This window comes from Paraclostridium bifermentans, from assembly GCF_019916025.1.
GTDB lineage: Bacteria > Bacillota > Clostridia > Peptostreptococcales > Peptostreptococcaceae > Paraclostridium > Paraclostridium bifermentans.
The window spans coordinates 2,479,250-2,505,922 of record NZ_CP079737.1 but is presented as its reverse complement, the minus strand read 5'-3'; the positions used below and the strand labels follow the sequence as shown (position 1 = coordinate 2,505,922).

25 protein-coding genes are annotated in these 26,673 nt (G+C 28.1%); 23 read left to right on the top strand and 2 right to left on the bottom strand.

The features are described 5' to 3' along the window. Positions 1–487 precede the first annotated feature (487 nt). Together galU (KXZ80_RS12060) and galE are read left to right on the top strand one after the other, a co-directional pair. Positions 488–1,417 carry a UTP--glucose-1-phosphate uridylyltransferase GalU gene (galU, locus tag KXZ80_RS12060; RefSeq protein WP_021433715.1) on the top strand — a complete coding sequence of 310 codons (930 nt, stop codon included), beginning with the start codon at positions 488–490 and terminating at the stop codon, positions 1,415–1,417. 196 nt (positions 1,418–1,613) lie between these two features. Next, a complete protein-coding gene (gene galE / locus KXZ80_RS12055) occupies positions 1,614–2,600 on the top strand; it encodes a UDP-glucose 4-epimerase GalE (protein WP_021433714.1) in 987 nt (328 codons plus the stop codon). A 145-nt stretch (positions 2,601–2,745) separates the two neighbouring features. Here galE and KXZ80_RS12050 read toward each other — a convergent pair whose 3' ends face one another. Further along, on the bottom strand, positions 2,746–3,252 hold the full coding sequence (locus KXZ80_RS12050; RefSeq protein ID WP_223132720.1) for a VanZ family protein: 507 nt from the start codon (positions 3,250–3,252) through the stop codon (positions 2,746–2,748). A 314-nt stretch (positions 3,253–3,566) separates the two neighbouring features. Here KXZ80_RS12050 and KXZ80_RS12045 point away from each other — a divergent pair, with 314 nt between their 5' ends. The 15 genes from KXZ80_RS12045 to galU (KXZ80_RS11975) all read left to right on the top strand — a co-directional run bounded on the left by KXZ80_RS12045 (position 3,567) and on the right by galU (KXZ80_RS11975) (position 19,607). Further along, on the top strand, positions 3,567–4,193 hold the full coding sequence (locus KXZ80_RS12045) for a YveK family protein (protein ID WP_021433712.1): 627 nt from the start codon (positions 3,567–3,569) through the stop codon (positions 4,191–4,193). 50 nt (positions 4,194–4,243) lie between these two features. Further along, complete coding sequence (locus KXZ80_RS12040) at positions 4,244–6,076, top strand: polysaccharide biosynthesis protein (RefSeq protein WP_021433711.1); 1,833 nt, start codon at positions 4,244–4,246, stop codon at positions 6,074–6,076. Between the two features lie 153 nt (positions 6,077–6,229). Continuing rightward, positions 6,230–6,832: a sugar transferase gene (locus KXZ80_RS12035; protein ID WP_021433710.1), complete on the top strand. Its 603-nt coding sequence runs from the start codon at positions 6,230–6,232 to the stop codon at positions 6,830–6,832. Between the two features lie 11 nt (positions 6,833–6,843). Continuing rightward, positions 6,844–7,467, top strand: coding sequence for an acetyltransferase (locus tag KXZ80_RS12030; RefSeq protein WP_021433709.1), 624 nt, complete (start codon positions 6,844–6,846; stop codon positions 7,465–7,467). Positions 7,468–7,481: 14 nt separating this feature from the next. Continuing rightward, positions 7,482–8,615 (top strand): DegT/DnrJ/EryC1/StrS family aminotransferase, encoded by a 1,134-nt coding sequence (locus KXZ80_RS12025; RefSeq protein WP_021433708.1) that lies wholly within the window; start codon positions 7,482–7,484, stop codon positions 8,613–8,615. A 10-nt stretch (positions 8,616–8,625) separates the two neighbouring features. After that, positions 8,626–9,732, top strand: a complete 1,107-nt coding sequence (locus KXZ80_RS12020) for a glycosyltransferase family 4 protein (protein ID WP_021433707.1) — start codon at positions 8,626–8,628, stop codon at positions 9,730–9,732. A 17-nt stretch (positions 9,733–9,749) separates the two neighbouring features. Continuing rightward, positions 9,750–10,901, top strand: coding sequence for a glycosyltransferase (locus KXZ80_RS12015; protein WP_021433706.1), 1,152 nt, complete (start codon positions 9,750–9,752; stop codon positions 10,899–10,901). A gap of 26 nt (positions 10,902–10,927) precedes the next feature. Next, positions 10,928–11,473, top strand: coding sequence for an acyltransferase (locus KXZ80_RS12010; protein WP_021433705.1), 546 nt, complete (start codon positions 10,928–10,930; stop codon positions 11,471–11,473). A gap of 20 nt (positions 11,474–11,493) precedes the next feature. Beyond that, the gene (locus KXZ80_RS12005; protein WP_038285333.1) at positions 11,494–12,834 is read left to right on the top strand and encodes a nucleotide sugar dehydrogenase; all 1,341 of its coding nucleotides are present in this window, start codon (positions 11,494–11,496) and stop codon (positions 12,832–12,834) included. A 2-nt stretch (positions 12,835–12,836) separates the two neighbouring features. After that, positions 12,837–13,811 (top strand): SDR family oxidoreductase, encoded by a 975-nt coding sequence (locus KXZ80_RS12000; RefSeq protein WP_021433703.1) that lies wholly within the window; start codon positions 12,837–12,839, stop codon positions 13,809–13,811. A gap of 15 nt (positions 13,812–13,826) precedes the next feature. Then, a complete protein-coding gene (locus KXZ80_RS11995) occupies positions 13,827–15,158 on the top strand; it encodes an O-antigen polymerase (protein ID WP_021433702.1) in 1,332 nt (443 codons plus the stop codon). Further along, complete coding sequence (gene murJ, locus KXZ80_RS11990) at positions 15,155–16,687, top strand: murein biosynthesis integral membrane protein MurJ (protein ID WP_021433701.1); 1,533 nt, start codon at positions 15,155–15,157, stop codon at positions 16,685–16,687. Before KXZ80_RS11995 ends, murJ (KXZ80_RS11990) begins: the two co-directional genes overlap by 4 nt. A 196-nt stretch (positions 16,688–16,883) precedes the next feature. Then, positions 16,884–17,285, top strand: coding sequence for a hypothetical protein (locus tag KXZ80_RS11985; RefSeq protein ID WP_021433700.1), 402 nt, complete (start codon positions 16,884–16,886; stop codon positions 17,283–17,285). 163 nt (positions 17,286–17,448) lie between these two features. Then, a complete protein-coding gene (locus KXZ80_RS11980; protein ID WP_021433699.1) occupies positions 17,449–18,363 on the top strand; it encodes a TraB/GumN family protein in 915 nt (304 codons plus the stop codon). 293 nt (positions 18,364–18,656) lie between these two features. Further along, positions 18,657–19,607, top strand: coding sequence for a UTP--glucose-1-phosphate uridylyltransferase GalU (gene galU / locus KXZ80_RS11975; protein ID WP_021433698.1), 951 nt, complete (start codon positions 18,657–18,659; stop codon positions 19,605–19,607). Between the two features lie 62 nt (positions 19,608–19,669). Here the strand turns inward: galU (KXZ80_RS11975) and KXZ80_RS11970 are convergent, their stop codons facing one another. Beyond that, positions 19,670–20,533 (bottom strand): mechanosensitive ion channel family protein, encoded by an 864-nt coding sequence (locus KXZ80_RS11970; protein WP_021433697.1) that lies wholly within the window; start codon positions 20,531–20,533, stop codon positions 19,670–19,672. 243 nt (positions 20,534–20,776) lie between these two features. Between KXZ80_RS11970 and murJ (KXZ80_RS11965) the strand changes: the two genes are divergently transcribed. From murJ (KXZ80_RS11965) to KXZ80_RS11940, 6 genes are all read left to right on the top strand, one after another. Continuing rightward, positions 20,777–22,318, top strand: coding sequence for a murein biosynthesis integral membrane protein MurJ (gene murJ, locus KXZ80_RS11965; protein ID WP_021433696.1), 1,542 nt, complete (start codon positions 20,777–20,779; stop codon positions 22,316–22,318). Between the two features lie 223 nt (positions 22,319–22,541). Then, complete coding sequence (locus KXZ80_RS11960; protein ID WP_021433695.1) at positions 22,542–23,471, top strand: TraB/GumN family protein; 930 nt, start codon at positions 22,542–22,544, stop codon at positions 23,469–23,471. A 331-nt stretch (positions 23,472–23,802) separates the two neighbouring features. Further along, positions 23,803–24,498 (top strand): lytic transglycosylase domain-containing protein, encoded by a 696-nt coding sequence (locus tag KXZ80_RS11955; RefSeq protein ID WP_021433694.1) that lies wholly within the window; start codon positions 23,803–23,805, stop codon positions 24,496–24,498. A 63-nt stretch (positions 24,499–24,561) separates the two neighbouring features. After that, positions 24,562–25,881, top strand: a complete 1,320-nt coding sequence (locus KXZ80_RS11950; protein WP_021433693.1) for an EAL domain-containing protein — start codon at positions 24,562–24,564, stop codon at positions 25,879–25,881. Positions 25,882–25,894: 13 nt separating this feature from the next. After that, positions 25,895–26,320, top strand: coding sequence for a YaaR family protein (locus tag KXZ80_RS11945; RefSeq protein ID WP_021433692.1), 426 nt, complete (start codon positions 25,895–25,897; stop codon positions 26,318–26,320). A 17-nt stretch (positions 26,321–26,337) separates the two neighbouring features. After that, on the top strand, positions 26,338–26,661 hold the full coding sequence (locus tag KXZ80_RS11940; RefSeq protein WP_021433691.1) for a FliM/FliN family flagellar motor switch protein: 324 nt from the start codon (positions 26,338–26,340) through the stop codon (positions 26,659–26,661). The last annotated feature ends 12 nt before the right edge of the window (positions 26,662–26,673 follow it).

Sequence of the window (26,673 nt, the reverse complement as noted above, 5' to 3'; positions counted from 1 at the left end):
ATGGAGTGAGTCAATTATAGTGAATTAGAATTAATAAATTTGAAATAAGATACAAACAACTAATGTGAAAAAATTAACGTTGGCTAAGATATCAATAAATGAATCGATGATTAATATAATTCAATTAAAAAAGAATGAAAAAACTCGTATATTAGATAAATTTAGTAGTTTATATAGTAGAATAAAAAAGTAAAGCGCAATTAAAAGAACAATAGTGTACGTAACTCAAAATATATTATGGGATAAAATAATTATAAAGATGATTGATCTTTACATACCTTTTATATATGAAGAAAGCATAGCAGAAAATTCAGCTTTTATTAGATTTAGGGAAAAGTCAATGGTATACTTAAATGGAATTTGAATCTTGGTTCACTAAAAATAGTAATAGAAGATGAATAAAATTGGTGAAAAATAATTCAAATAGGTAAAGCAAGTAAAGCAAATAGCTAAAAAGTTGTATTGAAATTTATTTAGAGGTGAATATATGAAAAAGAGAGTAAGAAAAGCAATAATACCGGCAGCTGGACTTGGTACAAGATTTTTACCGGTAACAAAGTCTCAACCTAAGGAAATGCTACCTATAGTTGATAAACCAACTTTACAATATATAATAGAAGAAGCAGTAAAATCAGGTATTGAAGAAATACTTGTAGTTACAGGTAGAAGTAAAAAGAGTATAGAAGATCATTTTGACCGTTCTGTTGAGTTAGAGATAGAGCTTGAACAAAAGGGTAAGACTGATATGCTTGAAATGGTAAAAGAAATATCTAATATGGTAGATATACATTTCATACGTCAAAAAGAACCCAAAGGACTTGGACATGCTATATATTGTGCAAAAAGCTTCGTAGGAGATGAGCCGTTTGCAGTTTTATTAGGAGATGATATTGTAGACAATGAAGTTCCTTGTTTGGCTCAACTTATAAAGGCGTATAATGAGTACAATACATCTATATTAGGAGTTCAAGAAGTAGAAAAAGAAAATACTGATAAATATGGAATATTAGATGCAAAGTTTATAGAAGATAGAATGTATAAAGTAAAAGATATGGTTGAAAAACCAAAAGTAGAAGAAGCACCATCAAATATTGCTATATTAGGAAGATATATAATAACTCCAGCTATATTTGAAATACTTGAAAACCAGGAACCTGGAAAAGGCGGAGAAATTCAATTAACAGACGCTCTAAAAACTTTAGGAGGACATGAAGCTATATATGCATATAACTTTGAAGGAAGAAGATATGATGTTGGAGATAAGTTAGGATTTTTAGAAGCGACTATTGATTTTGCTTTAAAAAGAGAAGATTTAGGAAATGATTTCATGGAGTTTTTAAAAACAAAAGTAAAACATAAAGAATTAACTATTCAAAATTTAGGCATTGGAAAAGAAGTAGCTTTAGATATTGAATAATTAAATAAAGGAGACGACTAATAGTAGTCGTCTTTTTGAGGTGTTTGAATATTATGAAGATTAACCTTTTTATTTTATGAAAAATTTTATATAATAAATATTAAGTTGAATTGGAAAGAGTTAACAGTAAAATGAGATATAATGAAGGGGGGAATTCAAATAATTTAATTATATTTATAAATTAGGAGGGATAGAGATGAGCATTCTTATAATTGGTGGAGCTGGGTACATAGGAAGCCACACAACTAAATATTTTATTGAACAAAATGAAGATGTAATAGTAGTAGATAACTTATTAACAGGACATAAAGGTGCTTTATCAACTGATAAGTTTTATAACTGTGATATAAGAGATAAAGAAAGTTTAGATAAAATATTTAAAGAAAATAAAATAGAGGCTGTTATACATTTTGCCGCTAATTCATTAGTTGGAGAAAGTATGGAAAAACCATATGAGTATTATCATAACAATGTATATGGAATGATGTGTTTATTAGATGTTATGAAAGAAAATAATGTTGATAAAATTGTATTCTCATCAACGGCAGCTACATATGGAGAACCTAAAAACATACCTATAATGGAATCTGATGAAACAAATCCAACTAATACTTATGGGGAAACAAAGTTAGCAATGGAAAAAATGATGAAATGGTTTGACAATGCTTATAAAACTAAATATGTATCATTAAGATACTTTAATGCAGCGGGAGCCTACTTTGATGGAAGTATAGGAGAAGATCATAAAACTGAAACTCATTTAATACCATTAATACTTCAAGTACCATTAGGTAAAAGAGAACATATAAGTGTATTTGGAAATGATTACGATACAAAAGATGGTACATGTATAAGAGATTATATTCATGTTATGGATTTAGCAGATGCTCACCATAAAGCATTAGAGTACTTAAGAAAAGGAAATAAAAGTGATATTTTCAACTTAGGAAATGGTAATGGATATTCAGTAAAAGAAGTTATAGATATAGCTAGAAAGGTAACTGATTTTAATATACTTTCCATAGAAGAGGAAAGAAGAGCGGGAGATCCGGATATACTTGTAGCTTCTAGTGAAAAAGCTAGAGAAATACTTAAATGGAATCCTAAGTTTGATTCTTTAGAAAAAATAATAGAGGATGCTTGGAAGTGGCACAAAAACAATCCTAATGGATATTCTAAGTAAAAACTTATAGATATAAATAATTTGAGAAATTAAAAAAAGAGATGATGTATTAGTTAGCGAAGAATATAAAACACAAGTTGAAGCTACCCTTAAAGCTTTACTTTAGATTTGGTAGCAAAACTTATATTTGTGTTCAAGCACCCAACTAAGATTGGACATCTCTTTTTATATATTTAAAAAGTTTTATAAATTTGATATATACATAAGAACCTAAAAACCCACCTAAAGTATTTAACCAAACATCATCTATTTCACAAAATCTATAAGGAATAAATCCTTGAGTGAATTCTATAAATAAAGTTAATGCTAAACTAGCCAAAACAACTTTTTTAATGTTACAGTTAGTTTTTGCACAAGCAAAGAAACCAAATGGCATAAACAAAAGTAGATTTCCTACATTTTGATATAAAAAGTACATTAAACCACGAGTTAATAGTGTATTTATAGGAACCTTTAAAGGTATTAAATTGAAAATTTTAAATCCTGAAAAATTAATGTTTAATCTAATTGGAAATAAGGTCATAGCAATTATTGCAACAATAGACAGATATAAACCAAGATTAATAACTTCATTTTTAAAATTAAAACTTTTACTATTTACAAAACATAAAAGACTTCTGAAAAACACATAAGCCCATAAAAAACATATCAAAACTACTAAATTAAAGCATATTACCAAAATTACACCCCTCTACACAAAAAATTTAAAACAACTTAAATATTATAACATAAGCAAATTTAGTTAGCGAAGAATAAAAAATGTAAGTTGCAGCTATCTTTAAAGCTTTACTTTAGCTTTGATAGAAAAATTTATATTTTTATTCGAGCGACCTACTAGAGTTGGTTATCTTTTTTTTAATGAAAAAAATAGTCACATAAAATAAAACAATTTAATAAGATAAAGAAGGGTAAAAAATATGTAGAAAAAACAATAAAATTGCAAAATAAAGTCAATGGAGGTCAAAGATGGAGGGTAATATTGGTATAAAAGGTTACTTACAAATCATAAAAAGAAGGTCATGGATAATATTTTTAATAACATTCATAGCAATATTTGTAAGTGCAGGTGTAAGCTTCTTTGGAGTAAATCCAGTATATGAAGCAAATACAACTCTTTTAGTAGATATTAACAAAAAACCTGGAGCTGAAATAGTAACAACTGAACAGCTCAGTGTATCTGAAAAGCTTGCAGTAACTTATGGAGAAATAATAAAATCAAAATCAGTATTAAATGAAGTAGAAAATTCACTTGATTTAAAATGTGGATATGAAGAACTTTCAGACAAGGTAAACGTCTCATCAATTAATAAAACGCAAATCATTTCAGTATCAGTTCAAGATACAAATCCAAAAAGAGCAGCAGAAATAGCTAATGCAATCCCAACAGCATTTCAACAAGAAGTAAAAAGAATAACACAAGCTAACGATGTCAAGGTAATAGATAAAGCTGTAGTTCCAAATAAACCTGCAAAACCGAATAAAGCAACAATTATAGCAATATCAGCAATATTAGGAATTATGATATCTTTATTTATTATATTCTTGCTTGAATACCTAGGACCTAAAGAAGGTGCCAAAGAAAATGATAAATAAAAATTTAGAAAAAGAAAGAGCTAATATAACTGGTTTTATTCTAGATAATTATGTGTAAAATTAGGCAACTAATTTTAATTGCAACAGATATAGTATGTATAGTAGTAGCCTTTCTAATTTCTAATGGAGTAATATATTCTAAATATAAATTACAAGATGTAGGTTTATATGAAATTTTAACCTATATTATTGTAAGCATAGTGATTTTATCTATATGCAAATGTTATAGAAACTTATGGAGATATGCAGGAGAAGAAGAGCTAATAGCAATAGTATTTGCATGTATATTATCAATAATTACAACTTATTCAATACATTTACTAATAGGAATAGAATTTTCAACAACTTTTTATTTACTAAACCTAATACTAACAACTTCGCTAACTAGTTGGGCAAGGCTTACCTATAGAACAGGTAGGCGAGTTTTTATAAGAAGTAGATTAAAAGAAAAACCATCTAAGGTCCTTATTGTGGGAGCAGGAAGTGCAGGAGATATAGTGATACAAGAACTTAAAAACAATCCTAAACTTTTAAAAAAGCCTATAGGAATAGTAGATGATGATATAAAAAAACAATGCAGAAGAATGCATAACGTACCTATTATAGGTATGGTAAAAGACATAGACAGTATAGTAACTAAATATGATATTGATGAAATTATAATAGCTATAGCTAATATAAATAAAAAAGATAAAAAGAATATTATAGAAGTTTGTAAGAAAACAAAATGTAAATTAAAAACTATCCCAGGCATATTTGAAATCATAGATGGGAAAGTAGATATCAAAAAAATTAGAGATGTTCAAATTGAAGATTTACTAGGTAGAGAGCAAGTAAAAGTAAACCTAGATGAAATAAGTGGATATTTAAAAGACAAAGTAGTATTAGTTACGGGTGGAGGTGGAAGCATAGGAAGCGAATTATGTAGACAAGTATCAAACTTAAACCCAAAACAACTTATAATACTTGATAACTATGAAAATAACGCATACGCAATTCAACAAGAATTAGTAAGAAAATATGGTACGAGCCTAAATTTAATTACAGTAATAGCATCAATTAGAGAAGAAAAGCGTATGGATGATATATTTAAAAAGTATAAACCAGATGTAGTATTTCATGCAGCTGCACATAAACATGTTCCACTTATGGAAAAAAGCCCTAGTGAAGCTGTGAAAAATAATATATTTGGAACAAAGAATGTAGCAGTTTTATCAGATAAATACAAAGTTAAAAGGTTTGTTCTCATATCTACAGACAAAGCTGTTAATCCAACTAATATAATGGGAGCAACAAAAAGAGCTGCAGAAATGATAATACAAACCATGAATGAAAAAAGTGAAACCGAGTTTGTGGCTGTTAGATTTGGAAATGTTTTAGGTAGTAATGGAAGTGTAATTCCATTATTTAAAAAACAAATTGAAGAAGGGGGCCCAATAACTATAACTCATCCAGAAATTACTAGGTATTTTATGACGATACCAGAAGCTGTACAACTTGTTATACAAGCAGGAGCGATGACAAAAGGTGGAGAGATATTTGTACTTGATATGGGAGAACCCGTTAAGATAGTTGAGTTAGCAAAAAACTTAATAAAACTTAGTGGGTTCGAACCAGATGTTGATATATGCATTGAGTTTACAGGACTTAGACCAGGAGAAAAGTTATATGAAGAACTACTTATGAGTGAGGAAGGACTAACTGACACCAGTCATGAAAAAATATTTATAGGAAAACCAATCAATATTAATATAGAAAAATGTAAGATGAATTTAGAATTTTTAAAAGCTATAGTAGACAAAGAAAGAGTAGAGCTAATTGATATTATTATGAGAGAGTTAGTTCCAACTTATATTACACCTGAAGAAGCAAATAAGAGATAAGCTTGATATTAGTGGAACTAAGGCAAATCATAGTTATCTCCTTAACACAAAGTCCTAAAGACCACGGACTTGAAGTGTTTCGCCAATAAGCTATGATTTACACTTAGCTTGTACTGATAATCAAACTTAAGGATGTGAAGGAGGGAAGTGTGTATGCAGAAGTTTATAAAAAGAGCTATTGATATTTTAGGCTCTTCATTAGGTGGATTATTAATTTCTCCTATTTTAATTATCATAGCTATTTTAATAAGAGTTAAGTTAGGATCTCCAATATTTTTTACTCAAGATAGAGTAGGAAAAGATGGGAATGTATTTAAAATAGTAAAATTTAGGACAATGTTAGAAGCTCATGATAAGTTTGGGGAGGAATTATCTGATAAAAAAAGAGTAACCTCATTTGGAAATTTTCTTAGGAGCACAAGTTTAGATGAGCTACCAGAACTTATAAATGTGTTAAAAGGAGATATGAGTTTGGTTGGACCAAGGCCATTACTTGTTGAATATATAGATCTATATTCTAAAGAGCAATTTAGAAGACATGAAGTTAGACCAGGAATGACAGGGTGGGCTCAGGTTAATGGAAGAAATAGTTTAGATTGGGATGAGAAATTTAAAATGGATGTTGAGTATGTAGATAATGTGAATCTCTTACTTGATATAAAAATTCTTTTTTTAACTATATTTAAGGTTTTAAAAAGAGATGGAATAAGCAAAGATGGTCATGTAACTATGGACAAGTTTAAAGGTAATCAATAGTAGGTGATTGTATGAAAGAAGTTATAGTTATAGGTGCAGGCGGGCATTCATCTGTAATAATTGAAATTATAGAAGCTATGATAGATTCTGGTCAAGATTTGAAAATAAAAGGATTATTAGATGATAATGAAAAAATATCAGAATTTATGGGATATAAGGTAATTGATAAGATAGAAAATGCAAATCTTTACAATAGTGAAGACACTGAGTATGTAATAGCAATAGGAAACAATCAAACAAGAAAGAAGATATATAGTGAATTTAAAGATTTAAAATATTTCATAGCTATTCATCCTAGTGCTATTGTAAGTAAAAGTTCAGATATAAAAGAAGGAACTGTTGTTATGGCTAGAGCTGTAATAAATGCAAATAGTGAAATTGGAAGTCATGTGATTATAAATACTGGATCAATTATAGAACACGACAATAAAATAGGTGATTTTTGCCATATATCACCTGGAGCAACACTATGTGGAGGAGTGACTATAGGAGAAGAAACTCATATAGGTGCAAACTCAACTATTATTCAATATAAAAGTGTAGGATCAAAAACAATAATAGGTGCAGGAGCTACAGTTATAAATGATATACAATCAAATGTTGTTGCAATTGGATGTCCTGCAAAATCAAAATAATAGAGGTTATAAAAATGAAAAAGAAGATATATTTGTCTTCTCCTCATATGGGAGGAGAGGAGTTAAATTATATAAATGAAGCATTTGATACAAACTGGGTTGCCCCACTTGGACCAAATGTTAACAACTTTGAAAAAGCAGTGTGTGAATACACAAATTCAAAAGCTGCTACAGCCTTAGCTAGTGGAACTAGCGGAATACATTTAGCACTTAAGTGTTTAGGAGTAGGAGAAGGAGATATTGTATTTTGTTCAACATTAACTTTTTCAGCTACTGCAAATCCTATAATATATCAAGGTGCGGAGCCTGTATTTATAGATTCTGAGTATGGATCTTGGAACATGAGCCCAATTGCACTTCAAAAAGCTTTTGATGATGCAGAGAAAAACAACAAAATGCCAAAGGCTGTTATAGTAGTTAATTTGTATGGACAAAGTGCAGATTACGATAAGTTAAAAGATATATGTAATAAATACAATGTTCCTATTATAGAAGATGCGGCTGAGTCTTTAGGTGCAACTTACAAAGGAGCTCAAAGTGGAACTATAGGCGATATAGGTATATATTCATTTAATGGAAACAAGATAATCACTACTTCTGGTGGTGGGATGATGGTTTCAGATAATGAAGAATATATAAAAAAAGCTTTGTTTTGGGCGACTCAATCTAGAGAAAATGAGAGACATTATGAGCATAAAGAATTAGGGTTTAATTACAGAATGAGCAATGTTGTTGCCGGGATCGGCATAGGGCAGATGAAAGTGCTTGATGAAAGAATAGAAAAGAAAAAAGAGATTTATGAAACGTATAAAAGTGCTTTCACAGATATAGATAATATACAAATGATGAATGTATGTAACTTTGGTAAGCCAAATTACTGGTTATCTGCAGCTATAATAAGTGCAAACTCTGAAATTAAACCATTAGATATAATATTGGCTTTGGAAAAAGAAAATATAGAAAGTAGACCAGTATGGAAACCAATGCATATGCAGCCTTTTTTTAAAGAATATAAATTTTTTAGCTCTTTAGATATAGAAAGTGTGTCAGCAGATTTATTTAATAGAGGCATATGTTTACCATCAGATACGAAAATGAACGAAGATGATATAAAGAAGGTAATAAATATAATTACACAAATGTTTTAAGGAGTGTCTTATGAAAAAAATTCTAATTTTAGCTAACAATGATATAGGATTGTATAACTTTAGAAAAGAATTGCCTCAGCGATTGTTAAGACTTGGATATGATGTAACAATAGCTTTACCATATGGAGAAAAAGTTGAAAAGTTTAAAGATATGGGATGTAATTTTATAGAAACTCCTATGAACAGAAGAGGTATGAATGTTATACAAGAGTTAAAGTTATTAATCCAATATATAAAAATTATAAAGAAAATAAAACCTGACTTAGTTCTTACGTACACTATAAAGCCTAATATTTATGGAGGCATAGCGTGTAGAAGTTTGAACCAAAAAGTAATTCATACAGTTACAGGGTTAGGTAGTGTATTTATACGAGATTTATGGATAAAAAAAGTATTAATAAAATTAAATAAATTTTCATTCAAAAACGCATGTCATATATTTTTCTTAAATAAAGACAATCAAGACTTTTATAAAAACATAAAGATAATAGCAAATCAACAACAGATAAGTGTTGTTCCAGGATCAGGAGTAAATCTTAAAGAATTTCAATTCAATGAATACCCTAATAATGAAAAAATTAAATTTACCTTTATAGCTAGAATTATTAAAGATAAAGGAATAGAAGAGTTTTTAGAAAGTGCTAAAAATATAAAAGATAAACATCTGAATGTAGAGTTTGATGTAGTTGGAGCAATTGATGAAGATATATATATAAATAAATTAAAGGAATATGAAAAGTTAAAAGTTATAAATTATTTAGGTCATAGGTCAGATATCCAAGCGATAATGAAAAAATCATCCTGTATAGTATTACCATCATATGGAGAAGGAAGAGGAACTGTACTTCAAGAGGGTGCAGCAATAGGAAGACCATTGATAACTTGTGACACATATGGGTGTAAGGATAATGTAGATGATGGATACAATGGATATTTATGTAAATCCAAAGATTATAAAAGCTTACAAAACTCTATAGAAAAATTTATAAATCTATCTTTTGAAGAAAAGAAAGAAATGGGTTTAAATAGTAGGATTAAAGCAGAAAAAGAATTTGACAGAGATATAGTAATAAAAAGCTATATTGATAAGATAAATAAAATTACAAAGATGTTATAGAAAGAGGTTTATAAACTATGAGTCTTTTATTTATACATGATCATAAATTTCCTAAGTTTAAAGATGAGTATTTTTGTTCATATGGATTTGATGATAAATTTTGTGATAGATATATTCAAAACTTTGGGAAAATCAAAATTATGGCTTGTCATACTAAAGCAAACATAAATGAAAAAAAGTTTTCAGATACAATAAGCGAAAATATATCATTTATTACGTTTAATAGTATAAAAGATATACTGAAAATAAAAGTGAGAAAACAGATAGAAGATGAGATAAAACAAAGTGAATATTTAATTGTAAGATTACCTAGTTTTATAGGGTTAATGTCTTTGAAGTATATAAAAAAATTAAATAAACCTTATTTAGTTGAAATGGTAGGGTGTCCATTTGATGCTTTATGGAATCACAGTATATATGGAAAGATTCTAGCTCCAATAATGTATAAGCTGTGTAAAAAAGAAATCAAAGAAGCTCCTTATGTTGTTTATGTAACTAATGAGTTTTTACAAAATAGATATCCAACTAAAGGGAAAAGTATATCTTGTTCAAATGTTATGTTACCTAAAAATGATGAAGATGTATTACAAAATAGATTGAAGCAAATACAAAGTGAAAAGTTAAATAAAAAAATTATTTTAGGTACTTGTGCAACTGTGGGATCTAGATATAAAGGACAACAAAACGTAATTAAAGCAATAAAAGTTTTAAAGGAAAAAGGATATGAAATAGAGTATCAGCTAGTTGGAGGTGGAGACAATTCCTACCTCAAAAATGTAGCTAAAAAATATGACTCTTATGAAAATGTTAAATTTATGGGAGTACTAACACATGCTGAAGTATTTGATTGGCTAGATACTATAGATATATACGTTCAACCAAGTTTAACAGAAGGGCTACCAAGATCATTGATTGAGGCATTAAATAGAGGATGTCCGGCTATAGGAAGTGATGCAGGAGGAATACCTGAGTTACTTATAGATAAAAGTATATATCCCCAAAAATCATATAAAGAATTTGTAAATACTTTTGAATATGTAAATATGCACAGAGAAGAACTAGCAATTATAAACTTTAAAAAAGCAAAAGAATATGAAAATAATAAATTAGAAGCTAGAAGAAGTGAATTTTTTAAAAGATTTAAAGAATCTGCTTCTATATTGAAATAAATCTAGTTTAAGTAATGGAGAATATTATGAGATTAAATAAAAAGCTATCAATATATTTAAACTTTATATTCAGAAACATACCAATACACATGGTGTTTTTAATTACATCATTATTTCCAAATCATTTATATACAAACCTAATTAGAGGATTTTTAATTAAACCATTTATAGGATCAAGCGGTAAAAAACTGCAAATCGCACCCCTAGTTACCATAAATAGTCCAGAAAATTTACATGTGGGAAACAATTGTTATATTTCACACAATGTTTATATAAATGCTAAGGGAAAAATTATCTTAGATGATTATGTTATTATTGGGCCAATGAGTGTATTAGCTACAACAAACCATATATTTGAAAATGGAGTTGTAAAAAACAAAGGAATAAGCAAGCCTATTCATATAAAAAAAGGAACTTGGTGCGCGTCTCATGTTGTTGTCACAAGTGGGATAACAATAGGAGAAGGAAGTTTAGTAGCTGCAGGATCTGTGGTAACTAAAAATGTAGAAAACAACATTATAGTAGGTGGGGTTCCCGCTAAATTTATTTCAACTAATGATAATATATCATAAGTTGAAAGGAGGATTTTAAATTGACATTAGAATTGTATCAGAAAATAAAAGATAAAAAAGAAAACTTATCAGTAATTGGATTGGGATATGTAGGTATGCCATTAGCAATTGCTTTTGCAAATAAAGTAAATGTAATAGGGTTTGATGTAAATAAAGAAAAAATAGAACTATATAAACAAGGAATTGATGTTACTAATGAAGTTGGAAATAAAGCCTTAAAAGAAACAACAGCTTTAATGACAAGTGATGAAACTAAATTAAAAGAAGCTAAGTTTCATATAATTGCAGTTCCAACTCCTATAAATGATGATAAAACTCCAGATTTAACACCAATAATTGGAGCAAGTAGAGTTTTAGGAAGAAATTTAACTAAGGGATCTATAGTAGTATATGAGTCAACTGTATATCCTGGAGTTACTGAAGAGGTATGTATATCTATATTAGAAGAAGAATCTAATCTGAAGTGTGGCGTTGATTTTAAGGTTGGATATTCGCCAGAAAGAATAAACCCCGGAGATAAGCTTCATAGATTAGAAAATATAACTAAAGTAGTATCTGGAATGGATGTAGAAAGTTTAGAAAATATAGCTAGTATATATGAATTAATTATAGAGGCAGGGGTTCATAGGGCAGAGAGTATAAAAGTAGCAGAAGCCGCTAAGGTTATAGAAAACTCTCAAAGAGATATTAATATAGCCTTTGTAAATGAATTGTCTATGATTTTCAATAAGATGGAAATAGATACGAAAGCAGTTTTGGAAGCATCAGGGACTAAATGGAATTTCTTAAAATTTTATCCTGGATTGGTTGGAGGGCACTGCATAGGTGTTGACCCTTACTATTTAACGCACAAAGCTGAACAAATAGGATATCATTCACAAGTTATATTATCAGGAAGAAGGATAAATGATGGAATGGGTAAATATGTAGGAGAATCTACAGTTAAGAATCTAATAAAAGCTAATAAGCAAGTAAAGGGAGCTAAAGTAGCAATTTTAGGTATGACATTTAAAGAGGATTGTCCAGATGTTAGAAACTCTAAAGTTATAGATATAATAAATGAATTAAAAGAATACGGAATAAATGTGTTTGTTGCTGATCCTATAGCAGATGAAAATGAGGTCAAAAGAGAATATGGGATAGAGCTAACTAAGTTTGAAAATATAAAAAATATGAATGCAGTTATAGTGGCTGTAGGACATAAGGAATATATGGAATTAACTTTAGAATCTATAAAGAAATTGTATGAAGAAAAGCCTGAAATATTAAACAGTGAAGATAAATTAGTTTTGGTTGACGTTAAAGGTATATTTGATAAAAAAGAAGCTCAGTTAAAGAATTACTTATACTGGAGGTTATAAAGTTGGGATACCAAGACGTGCAATTTCCTAAAGGAACTAAGTTTTTAGTAACAGGTGGAGCTGGATTTATCGGCTCCAACCTTATTGAAGCACTATTAAATAAAGGTTATTTTGTTAGAGCTTTAGATAATTTTTCAATAGGAAAAAGAGAGAATATAAAATATTTTATGGATAATGAAAACTTTGAGTTTATAGAAGGAGATATAAGGGATATACAAATATGCCAAGAAATTTGTAAAGATATAGATTATATATTACATCAAGCAGCTTGGGGGTCTGTTCCTAGATCAATAGAAATGCCTTTGTTATATGAAGAAATAAATATAAAAGGAACTCTAAACATGATGACAGCGGCTAGAGATAATTCAGTTAAGAGGTTTGTATATGCATCATCCTCATCTGTTTATGGAGATGAACCTAATTTACCTAAAGTAGAAGGAAGAGAAGGAAAGTTATTATCTCCTTATGCTATAACAAAGAAAGTTAATGAACTATATGCTAGAAATTACTTTGACTTATATGGATTAGAAACTGTGGGAATGAGGTACTTTAATGTATTTGGAAGAAGACAAGATCCAAACTCTTATTACTCAGCAGTTATTCCAAAGTTTGTAAAATTACTTTTAAGTGATGAACAACCTACTATAAATGGAGATGGAGAAAATTCAAGAGACTTTACTTATATAGATAATGTAATAGAAGCTAATTTAAGAGCTTGTTTAGCTCCAAAAGAAGCTTGTGGAAGAGCTTACAATATAGCATATGGAGGTAGAATCTCTTTAAATGAATTATATAAAACACTAAAGAAACTATTATGTAAAGATATAAAACCTATACATGGTCCAGATAGAAAAGGTGATATAAAACATTCAAATGCAGATATATCAAATGCTAGAAAATTATTAAATTATAATCCAAGTTATAATTTTAATGATGGCATAGAGTTGACTATAGATTGGTACAAAAAAAATTTATAATAAAGGAAAATTAATATGGAATTACTATTTAGTATAATAATATTTGTTCAACTATTAATAGCTATTATCATATTAAAAGAAACTTTACATCCATTAATTATTTTAAAAGGTGTAGTATTTTTAGGATCTATAGGATTATTAATATTTCATGAAACATGGGGTATCAATATTTCAGCAGCTACAGTTTTTATATTGAGTACTGCAATTATGTGGGTGGACGCAGGTTTTGCATTTACAATGATGATAGCAAATACATCAAATAGAGAAAATTTATATTTAAAAAACAATAAAAATTTACAAAATAAGAAGTATGAACAAAAGATATTAAATGTATCAACCAACAAGGCAATTTTATCAACTATATTAATTTTAATAACTATTATAGTGTATTTAAGTATTGGTAGTGATTATATAGTAGGATCAGATAATATAAAAGAGTTTACTAGAAACTTGATGATATACAAAGGAGAAACTAGATCTAATGGGGCTGTGGACTTAGGGTTATGGACATATATCATATTAGTATGTCGTATGTTAGGTGTAGTATATTTATACTTTGCAGTCAAAGAATACATGACTAGTGGATGGAGTAAAAAAGTTAGTATTTTATTAATGCCGTCCATAGCCGTATTTATAATGGGATATATTTTAGGGATAAGATCTATACTTGTAATATATTCATTAATAATTGTGTTTATAGCATATAAAATTCAAGTAAAAAGCGATAAATATGAAAATGCTAGAGATAAAAAAATATTAGAAATTAAGTATCTTATCATGGGGATTTTATGTATAGGGCTCATTTTTTCTTACTTTTTTATAGCGGGTAAACTAGCAGGGAAAATAGATCCTAATGAAGGTTTGAATAATATTGCTATTTATTTAAGTGGTGGTGTAGGTGCATTTGATAATGTATATAAAAACTTAACATTTACAAGTGATTTATTTGGTCAACAGACATTTAGGATAATATATAAAGCATTAAATATAATTCCATTGTTTGATTTTGAAACTCAAAGCACAATAAGTACTACTATATATGGAACTGGTGGATTTAGAACTAATGTATATACTGCAAATCTAAATTTTATGGCTGACTTTGGATATATGGGCGTTATACTATGCAATATGTTAATAGGAATGTTTCATGGTTTTTTATATAATAAATCAAAAAATGAAATTGATGCAGGTGTATGGACTGTGTTAAATGCGTTTTTTATGATGCCACTAGTATCTTATCTAAATGCAGAAAAATACTTTGCAGCTATGCCTCTAAATGCAATATATTTTATAGCAATATATCTTCTTATAAAGCTACCAATTTTATATAAAAGGCGAGTAAGATGAATAAAGTAGCCAAAACCACATTGATGTTAATGATAATAACTATAATATCTAAAGTTTTGGGCTTTGTAAGGGAATTAGTGCTTGGGGGTATTTATGGAACTACCTTGTACAGTGATGCATATATAGTTGCTATGAACATACCCGGAACACTATTTTCTTTAATAGGAATTGCATTAGCTACAACTTTTATACCTTTATATTATGAAAATAGTAATAGTATAAAAGAGAGCAATAAATTTACAAATAATATTTTTAATATAACTTTGATTTTAAGTTCGGTACTAGTATTATTAGTTTTGTTATTTACAGAGCAAGTAGTAAAGATATTTGCAATGGGATTTGATGGATATACTTTTAAGTTAACCGTAGAATTCACAAGAATTATGATATTTGGGGCATTGTTTATGGGAACAAGCAGTATAATAACATCTTTTTTACAAGCTAAAGAAAATTTTGTGATTCCAGGGCTTGTTGGAATTCCATTCAATATTATTATAATAATAGTTATTATACTGAGCCTTAAGATAAATATATATATATTACCAATAGGTACAGTAATTGCTATGGCAAGTAGACTGGTTTTTCAAATTCCAAGTGCACGTAGATATGGATATAAATATAAATTTGAAATTGGATTGAAGGAAGATTATATAAAAAAAGTTATATGGTTAGTAGGACCTGTGTTTATTGGGGTTGCAGTGAATCAAATTAACACAATGGTAGATAGGACTTTAGCATCTACATTATTGGAAGGAAGTATTTCAGCTTTAAACTACGCTAATAGATTAAATTCTTTTGTAATGGGATTGTTTATAGCATCAATAGGAACAGCTATATACCCAGCGCTATCAAAAATGTCATCTGATAGTAATAAAGATAGCTTTACAAAAACTGTTTATAAAAGTGTTAATAGCGTAATTCTTTTAGTTATTCCAATATCAGTAGGTGCTATGGTTTTAGCTATACCTATAGTGAGTTTATTGTTTGAAAGAGGTGCATTTGATGCAAATGCTACTAAAACAACAGCAAGTGCGTTGATATTTTATTCTATAGGAATGGTTGGATTTGGACTCAGAGATATATTGGGTAAGGTATTTTACTCATTACAAGACACAAAGACTCCCATGATAAATGGAGCTATGGCTATGGGAATGAATATAATCCTAAACTTAATATTAGTTAAATTTATGGGTCATGCAGGATTAGCATTTGCAACAAGTTTATCAGCGATTATATGTATATTGATTTTATTTAGAAGTCTTAAAAAAAAGATTGGATATTTTGGGCAAGATAAAATAATAAAAACTACAATTAAATCACTAATAGCATCTATTTTAATGGGAATTACAACGTATGTTATTTATAGTATGTTATCAGGGTTATTAGGAATTGGAACAATACAAAAAGCTATATCATTATTTGGATCTATAGGAATAGGTGCTTTAACATATGGAGTATTAATAGTAATATTAAAAGTTGAAGAAGTAAGTATTATAATTGATTTTACAAAAAAGAAATTGAACATGTAGTTTTATATGAAACAAACTAAAAAAGATGACTAAGTTATACATCAACTTCAGTTATCTTTTTTTTATTTGTTACTATGAAAGTAAGTAAATAGTTTAGAGATACACCAAGTAAAATATGAATTTATATTAGTAAAAATATATAGTATAATATAATGAATATAAAAATTAAAAATTTAACAATCAAGGGGAAATTTATATGAATGTAAGATTAGCTAGTATAGGGATATTATTGATATTATTTATATTTACAGTTGGATGTAGTAAGTCAAATAAAACTATAGAAGATAAACAAGAAACAGGAAAAGAAGTCAATATACAAGAATTAGTACAAAAGTTAGCTGCAGCATCGTATAGTAGCGAATTAGAACCGATACAACGCAGTATGGAAGGTTCTCTAGAATATGTAAAAGGAATTTTACCAGAAGGTGTAAAAGAAATTGATAGAACTTATGAAAGTGAGGTTGGGGTAACAGCAGTTACATATAAAGCAGATGACATAGAGTTTGAAGTTAGGTATATGCATCCATATAAAGACAATGGAAATAGTGATGAATATGATTTAAGTAAGACTGCAGGAATAGATTTGACATTAAAATAGAAATATAAAGTGATAAAATCAATAAAAAAAGTTAGTATTTTATAAACTACTAACTTTTTTTATTGATTTTTAGCAAAATATAGTGAATTTTGTTAAATATTGCATATTGAAAAATCTATGCTATAATCTATGTCAAAGGGGCAAATTATAAGGGGGGAATAATGTGAATAGGTTGAAAAATCTAGTAATAGTGATGTTGTTAATAATAGTACCATCATTTTTAGTTGGATGTAGTGCAAGTGCGCAGGCAAAAATAGATATACAAAAAGACAAGGCAAAGGGATTTTTTTGGGAAGCAAAAAAAGATAATAAAGTAGTTTATTTGGTAGGAACATTGCATCCGGCAAAAGGAAATATAAATTATTTAAATTCAACAATGGAGAAAATTTTAGATAATACGGATGCACTGGCACTAGAAGTAAACTTAAATGATAAAGAAGTATTAGAGAAAGCTCAGGAGATAGATAAAGAAAATCTATATATAGAAAAAGGAGAATTAAAAGATTTATTAACTAAAGAAGAACAAGTTAAACTTGATAAGGTTTTAAAAGATTTTAATATTGAGTACAATGAAGTCAAGTATCTAAGTCCTGATGGCTTTTCCTCATATATTGAAGAAAAACAAGAAGAAGAGGGTGGATTTATATATAGCTCAGATCAATGGTTACAAGAAATTTATGATACTAATAAGAAAGATATAGTAGGGCTTGAAAATACAGATGAGCATTTCAAATTAGTATATGAATTAACAGGTAGTCTTAAAACTTTTTTAGCGGAGTATAACTCGGATTTAGTTGGAAAAGGTGAAAAAACTATGGATGAAATTGGGAATGCATTTATAAAAGGTGATTCGGAGTATATGGAAAAAAGATCTGAAGATTTGCGTAAATCAAATAAAGAACTATACGAAAAGTTAAGCAAAAATAGAAATATAGATATGGCCAATGAAATTGATAAATTAGCACAAGGAGATAAGAGATATGTTGTAGCAGTTGGGACATTGCATTATTTTGGGAAAGACAGCATATTAAAGCAATTAGAAGAAAAAGGATATAGAATAACTAAACTAGAAAATTAAATATAAGCGTTTGTTCAAACTATATATTTAACCTTATGCACTATAGCTTCATGATTAAAGTAATATGAGCCTAATTATTAAAGTCAAGACTTTAACAATTAGGCTCATGTTAATAATGCGGAAAAAAGATTTCAAAAATCTTTGATGAAGGGTCAATGGCATAACCCTCAAATAAATTATACGGAGATTGAAGTAAAACCTTTATATGAATATACCAAATAAAAAATATTTTTATACATAAATTAAAAGGGTATTTATAAAACTATAAAAAAGAGTTAAATCCGGAGGCAATTATGAAAAAGAAAATAAGAAAAGCAATAATACCAGCAGCAGGTTTAGGAACCAGATTTTTACCAGCAACAAAGTCTCAACCTAAAGAAATGTTACCTATAGTTGATAAACCAACTCTACAATATATAATAGAAGAAGCTGTAAATTCAGGAATAGAAGAAATTTTAATAGTAACAGGGAAAAATAAAAAATCTATAGAAGATCACTTTGATAGAAGTATAGAACTAGAGTTAGAGTTAGAACAAAAAGGAAAAACAGAAATGTTAAAGATGGTAAAAGATATATCAAATATGGCAGATATATACTTCATACGTCAAAAAGAACCTAGAGGTTTAGGTGATGCAATTTATTGTGCTAAAAGTTTTGTAGGAGATGAGCCATTTGCTGTACTTTTAGGAGATGATATCGTAGATAGTGAAGTACCTTGCTTAGCACAACTAATAGATGTATACAATGAATATAATACATCTATATTAGGGGTTCAAAGAGTAGAAACTGAAGATATTGAAAAATATGGAATAGTAGATGCGAAATATATAGAAGATGGTGTTTATAAAGTTAACAATTTAGTAGAAAAACCAAAATCTGATGAGTCTCCATCTAACATAGCTATATTAGGTAGATATATAATAACTCCGACTGTTTTTGAAGTATTAAAAAATCAAAGCCCTGGTAAGGGAGGAGAAATACAGTTAACAGATGCATTAAATACACTAAGTAAATATGAAGCAATATATGCATATAACTTTGAAGGTAGAAGATACGATGTTGGAAATAAATTAGAATTTTTAGAGGCTACAGTAGACTTTGCATTAAAAAGAGATGATTTAGGTAAGGAATTTATGGAATTTTTAAATCACAGAGTAAATCATGGGAATGAAGATTTAAATAATAAAAAAGTAGTTGAAGAACTTGAAATGATAATACAAGAATCTGATAAAACTAATTATTAATACATCAAAATTAAGGGTAAATAATAAGCTTTGGAAGCAAAGCTTATTATTTACCCTTGAAATTATTTCTTTATATGCACATCCATTTGAGGATAAGGTATACTAATATTTTCCTTATCAAATCTTATTTTAACTTCTTCTAATAAACTACCATGAATATCCCAGTAATGTTCAGATTTACACCATACTCTAACTGTAAAATCTATAGAGCTAGGTCCATGGGCAGTTATACCTACAAAAAAAGATGGATCAGATAAAACAAAATTTTGTTTTTTAACAACATCAATTAAAACATCTTTAACATGATTTACATTATTTTCATAACTAACACTAAAAGTTAAATCTACTCTTCTTTTTTCTTTGGCAGAGTAGTTAACTAAGCTACCATTTGATAAAGATCCATTAGGAATTAATATTAACTTATTATCAACTGTTGTAAGCTTAGTATAGAATAAACCAATCTCTTCAACGCTTCCTTGATAAATTCCTGTTTCTATATAGTCACCAACTTTAAAAGATCTAATTAAAAGTATTATAAAACCTCCTGCAAAGTTAGATAAACTTCCTTGAAGAGCTAAACCAATAGCAACCCCTCCAGAAGCCACCAATGCAGCAAGTCCTGTTAATTGAACATCCCAATATCCAAGTATTATTAAAAATAGGAATGCTTTTAATGTCACTTCAGCAAATGCATGTAAAAACTTAGTAAGAGTTACATCAACAGATTTCTTTTGCAGGAAAGTTGTAAAGTGCTTAACAACCTTTTTTATAACTTTTAAACCTATAAATATAACAAGTAATCCTATAATAAGTTTAGCACCAAAAGTTGTAATCCAGTTTAAAAACTTATGAGTTATTATATCTAAAGGCATGTTACTTATTTTTTCAACATTTTCAGTAACTGATTGTACTATATTTTCATCCAAAACTTAACACCTCTCTTTTATTTAAAAGTTAATCAATAGCTATGATATAACATTTTTCAACAAAAGTCTACAAATGATAAAAGGTATAAAATTCCAATAAAATATAGTTGTAGGTTATATTATGCAATAAATAATCACTAAAATGTAACTTAAAATGATAAAATGTTGCAATGCTTAGTCTTTTTATTTTTAAAAATATTTTATATAATAGAGTTTAGGCGAAATTAGAACTAGGAGGAAATTATGAGTAATTTGGCGAAATCAGCATTTTGGCTTATGGTAGTTACGATGTTGTCAAAAGTATTAGGATTTGGAAGGGAAATTATATTAGGATATTTTTATGGGACAAGTGCATATAGTGATGTATATATAGTAGCGATGAACATACCGTTAGTTTTATTTGCATCTATAGGTATAGCTTTAGGTACAACATTCATACCATTATATCAAGAAGTTTTAAATGAAAAAGGTGAAAAAAGAGCTTTACAATTTTCAAACAATATAATGTGTATATTAGTAATACTAAGCATATTATTAGCTATTTTAGGTTATGTATTTGCAGAACCTTTGGTAAAGATGTTTGCAATGCATTATACTGGAGAAAAGTTAGTGCTAGCAGTTAAATTTGTAAGAATTATGATTGGCGGAGTTGTATTTATAGGATTAAGTAACTTGATGACATCATACTTACAAATTCAAGGGGACTTTACTGTTCCTGGAATGATAGGATTTCCAAATAATATTATAATAATTGCATCTATAATAATGGCAGCATTAACAAAAAAAATATATATATTAGCGATAGGAACATTAGTTGGAATGGCATCTCAATTTTTATTTCAAGTTCCGTTTGCTATAAAGAAAGGGTATAAGTTTAAACCTAGAATTGATTTAAAAGATGAATACTTAAAGAAAATGTTATGGCTAGTGATGCCAGTATTTATAGGAGTTGCAGTTAACCAAGTAAATGCAATGGTAGACAGAAGTTTAGCATCAGGACTTGGAGATGGAGTAATAACTGCTTTAAATAATGCAAATAGATTAAATGGATTTGTTATGGGGCTATTTATAGCCACTTTAGGATCAGTTATATATCCAACCTTATCTAAATTATCAACTGAAAATAATAATGAAAAATTTGCAGAATCAGTAGCTAATAGTGTAAACTGTGTTAATTTACTAGTTTTACCAGCATCGGTTGGAGCTATAGTCCTTGCAACGCCAGTTGTTAGAATACTGTTTGAAAGAGGAGCGTTTGATGACAGATCTACGGTATTAACAGCAACTGCTTTAGTATTTTATTCAGTTGGAATGGTTGGATTTGGATTAAGAGATATACTGGGTAAAGTTTTTTATTCATTAAAAGATACCAAAACACCAATGATAAATGGTATGATAGCAGTCGCTTTAAACATTGTACTTAATATAATTTTAGTAAAAGTTATGGGACATAGAGGGTTAGCACTAGCAACAAGTTTATCGGCAATAATATGTATAATTTTATTTTTTAGAAGTTTAAAGAAAAAAATTGGATATTATGGACAAGATAAAATAAGAGCTACATTTATAAAAACGCTAATAGCATCACTTGTAATGGGAGTCGTAACATATTTTGTATATAAGTTTTTATTTGGAATGCTAGGATTAGGATTTATACAAGAAGCAATTTCGTTAGGAGCTGCTGTAGGTATGGGTGGAGTCGTATACTTTGCGCTTATAATAGTATTTAAAGTAGAAGAAGTAGATATGGCAATAGATATGATAAAGAAAAAGTTAAAAAAATAATAAAAAGATGACTTAATATAAATGAAAGTAGATAATATATAAGTTTTGATACCAAAGCTGAAAAGATGCTTTAAAGGTATCTACAACTTATATATTAACCACTTTCAAAAAATAGGGAGTCATCTTTTTTTATCTAAGTAAGTAGGATACTTAAAATTCGCAATAAATAAAAAACTATGTTACAATTATAACAACATAATATAACTGACAAGGGGGGATTTACATGAAATTTATAAAGAAGTTACTATTATTAACACTACCAATTGTAATTTTAGTCCTAGGAGTAGGATGTACAAATAAAAGTAGTAATACCAATCAAAGCGGAACTTCAGGAAAGTCAACAGTACCTATGAAAGGGTTTTTCTGGGAAGCTAAAAAAGGAAATGATACTATATATTTAACTGGGTCTATGCAACCAAGTAAACCAAATTTAGATTATAATAACGAAACAATGAAAAAAATATTGAAAGAGACAGATGCTTTAGCTCTTGAAATAAATTTTAAAGATCAAAAAGTAGTAAAAGAACTTCAAGAACAACAAAAACAGGAAATATATTTAAAAGATAAAAAACTAAAGGACTTACTTACAAAAGAAGAACAAGGTAAGTTAGACAAAATATTAGAATCATTAGAATTAAAATATAAAGAAGTTGAAAATCTAAGCCCAAGTGGATTTTTATCATTAGTTAAACAAGTAGAAGCAGAAAAAGCAGGTTTAACAGGAACTTCATTAAATGGCTACTTAGCAAATAAGTTTAATGAAGATAAAAAGAAAATAGTATCACTAGAGAGCAATAAAACTCAAGTAGATATACTAAAAAAATCAACACAAGATTTGAAAGAATTTGTAAATACGTTCAGCTCAAAAACATTAAAAGATACAACAAAAGATATGAATGAAAATATGTATGCCTTTATAAAAGGAGATACTGGATATATGGAACAAGAAGCTAATAAACTACAAAAAGAAAACTCAAAAGAGTATGAAACACAATATCTAAAAAGAGACGAACAAATGGCAAAGAAAATTGATGAATTAGCAAAACAAAAACAAAAATATATTGTGTCAGTAGGAGCTCTTCACTTCTTCGGGGAAAATAGTATATTAAAAAATCTTGAAAGTATGGGATACACAGTAACTCAAATCAAGTAAAAATATAAGTTTTATATTAAAAAATTAAATCCTAATAAAACAAGAAAAAAGGGAAGTATTCAACTGAAGAAAGACTTAAAGTCCGGTTTTAAGGAGCTTGTCTGAAGGAAGTGGACACTTCCCTTTTTTCTAATAAACTTAAAAACTTAAATATAAAAATGATAGGTGTTCAACTGAAGAAAGACTTAAAGTCCGATTTTAAGGAGTTTGTCTGAAGGAAGTGAACACCTATCCTTTTTCTCAACTACTTATTAAAATTTAAATAACTACACTAAACTTTTAAAAATACATGTCGTATAACTATTTATAAGTATATATTAGAGGTGATAAAATGATTGACAATATAGATTTATTAAAAATGACAGCATTAATGTCAAATAACAATAGTTATAAAACTTACAGTAACACAGAGAGCGGACAAGCATTTGATATGTTAATATTAGGTTTGTTAAAAGCAGTAGCAAATACGCCGCAAGGCAGAACTAATCAATATGTAAACAATTGTTGTACATGTTGTAATCATAATAATAACAATATACAAACATCAAATAATAAAACTGAAAACTTAGATACAGTAAACTCTATGCATAATAGTAATAAACTTACATCAACATCTAAAAATAAAGATGTAAATGCACAAATAGAAAATGCTATAGCTATATCATCTAAGAAATATGGGGTTGATGAAAATTTAATAAGATCAATAATAAAAGTAGAATCAGATTTTAATCCCAAGTGTACATCAAAAGCAGGAGCTAAAGGTTTAATGCAACTTATGCCTGAAAATTGTAGAGATCTAGGTGTTAAAAACCCATATGATATATATGAAAATATAGATGGTGGAACAAGACATATAAAAGAATATTTAGATAAGTACAATGGCGATACGAAAATGGCTTTAATGGCGTATAATGGAGGACCGACAAGAATGAGAAAAAGAGGAGTTAATTCTCCAGAAGATATATATTTAATGCCAAAAGAAACACAAAATTATGTGCCTAAAGTTATGAAATATTATAAGGGATAAACTAAATATTACCTTGTAGATACTTAAATATACATCTAGCGATTTTTGCGCAAGGGGGTAAATATGAACTACAAGCAATTGATAGAAATTAAAAATAATGTAAGAGCACATATGAATAAAAAAGATACGTTAACAGGTATATACAATAAGGATTACTTTTTTGACTATATATCAAATAAGCCAAATGGAACCATTATAAAGATTAATGTAGATGGGATAAATTTTGTGAATGTACATTATGGAATGGAAATTGGAGACACATTGATGAGATTTATAGCTATTTGTTTAGAGGAAAACTGTAATTGTGAAAATGCAGTAATAGCTAGGCTTTCAAGTTTTGATTTTATAGTTCATAAGACGAATACAAATAATGAGAGAATTTATGAATTCATGGAAGAAATCAAATCTATATTAACAAAAGAAATAAAAGATATATATAAGGTTTACATCAATTTTAATATAGCTGCAGTTATATACAAAAATGATGATTTAGACATAGCTTATTCTATTAGCAAATTAGATATATGCATGAAAAATTTAATTAGCAAGGGGAATAGGGTTGGGATATATAATGATACATACGAAGAACATATAAGTATACAATCGATAGAGAGTGCAATAAAGAGTAATGAAATTAAGTTGCATTACCAACCTAAAATAGATTTAAATACAGAAAAAATAGTAGGTGTAGAAGTTTTAATAAGATGGTTTAGTAAAACACATGGATATATACACCCTGAAAAAATAATATCCTTTGCAGAAGATTGTGGATATATAAATATTTTAGGCAAATGGATACTAGAGAAGGCTTGTATAGGTATAAATTACTTAAATAAAAAATTAAACACAAATATAGATTTATCAGTAAACATATCGCCACTACAATTAGAAGAAAAAGATTTTATAAGTGATATAATTGAAATATTAGAAGATACTAAATTTGATTCTAAATCTTTAAAGTTAGAAATAACAGAGAGTGAAAATATAGAAGATATAATAAAGATAAATGATATAATAAATAATATTAAAAAAACTGGAATAAAAATATCAATAGATGATTTTGGAAAAGGATTCAACTCAATTAACTATATAAAAAATTATAATGTAGATGAAATAAAGATAGATAAATCCTTAGTTGAATATTCAAATAGAAACCCCATGTTTGTTGAAAGTTTAATAAATATGATTCACACAACTCAAACAACTGTTGTTGCAGAAGGTGTAGAAACAGAAAAGGAATATTTAAGATTAAAAAGTATGGAATGTGATTTAGTACAAGGATACTATTTTTATAAACCTATGGATTTAAATGAGTTAATTGAGTCAGTAAAAGAAGAAAAACTTACAACAGAGGACGAATTAACTGTAGGGGAATTTTATTAATTTAGAGGTAAATATGAAAATAAGAGAATTTAAAATTTCTAGTGAAAATAGTTCAATAGATATAAAGAAGCCAAAGCAGTCACTAAGCTTTAGTGATAGTTTCAATAAGGTGAGTATATCTAAAAGCAAAGAAGAGGTAGATAGATATTTAAATCAAATTAAAGACATAGGAAAAGACTTAGCAAATACAAGAGGGTATTCACATGTCATTAGATATAAGCAAGCTATACAAAAATATTTAAAGTCTGTAGTTGATTACACATATGAGACAGATAAAAAAGATTCTTTTTGGAGCAATAATTATTTTAAAACAGTAAAAGTAGTTGATGAAAAATTAGAGAACTTAACTAAGTCTGTTTTAGAAAATGAAAAGGATAATATAGATATTATTTCAGAAATAGATAATATTAACGGGCTTTTAATTGATCTATATTCGTAATATAAGGAGAGACATTTATGCAAATTAAAAATGAAGTGAAAGATATATATGAACCTAAGTTTGCACAATTACAAACTGGAAATTTAGAATCTATAAATGCTATAGAGGCTATATCACATGCAGAAATGGAACTGGACGTTTTAGTGGGAAGTACTCGTGTGAAAATATCTAGTATAGTAAACCTTAAAGAAGGTGACGTTTTAGCATTAGACAAATACTTAGAAGAGCCATTAGATATAAGTATAAATGGAGTTACTATAGCAAGTGGAGAAAGTATGATAATAAATGATAAAATAGCGGTAAGATTATCAAAGATAAAATCAATGCAAGAAGAATATTAAAATTCTTGAGGA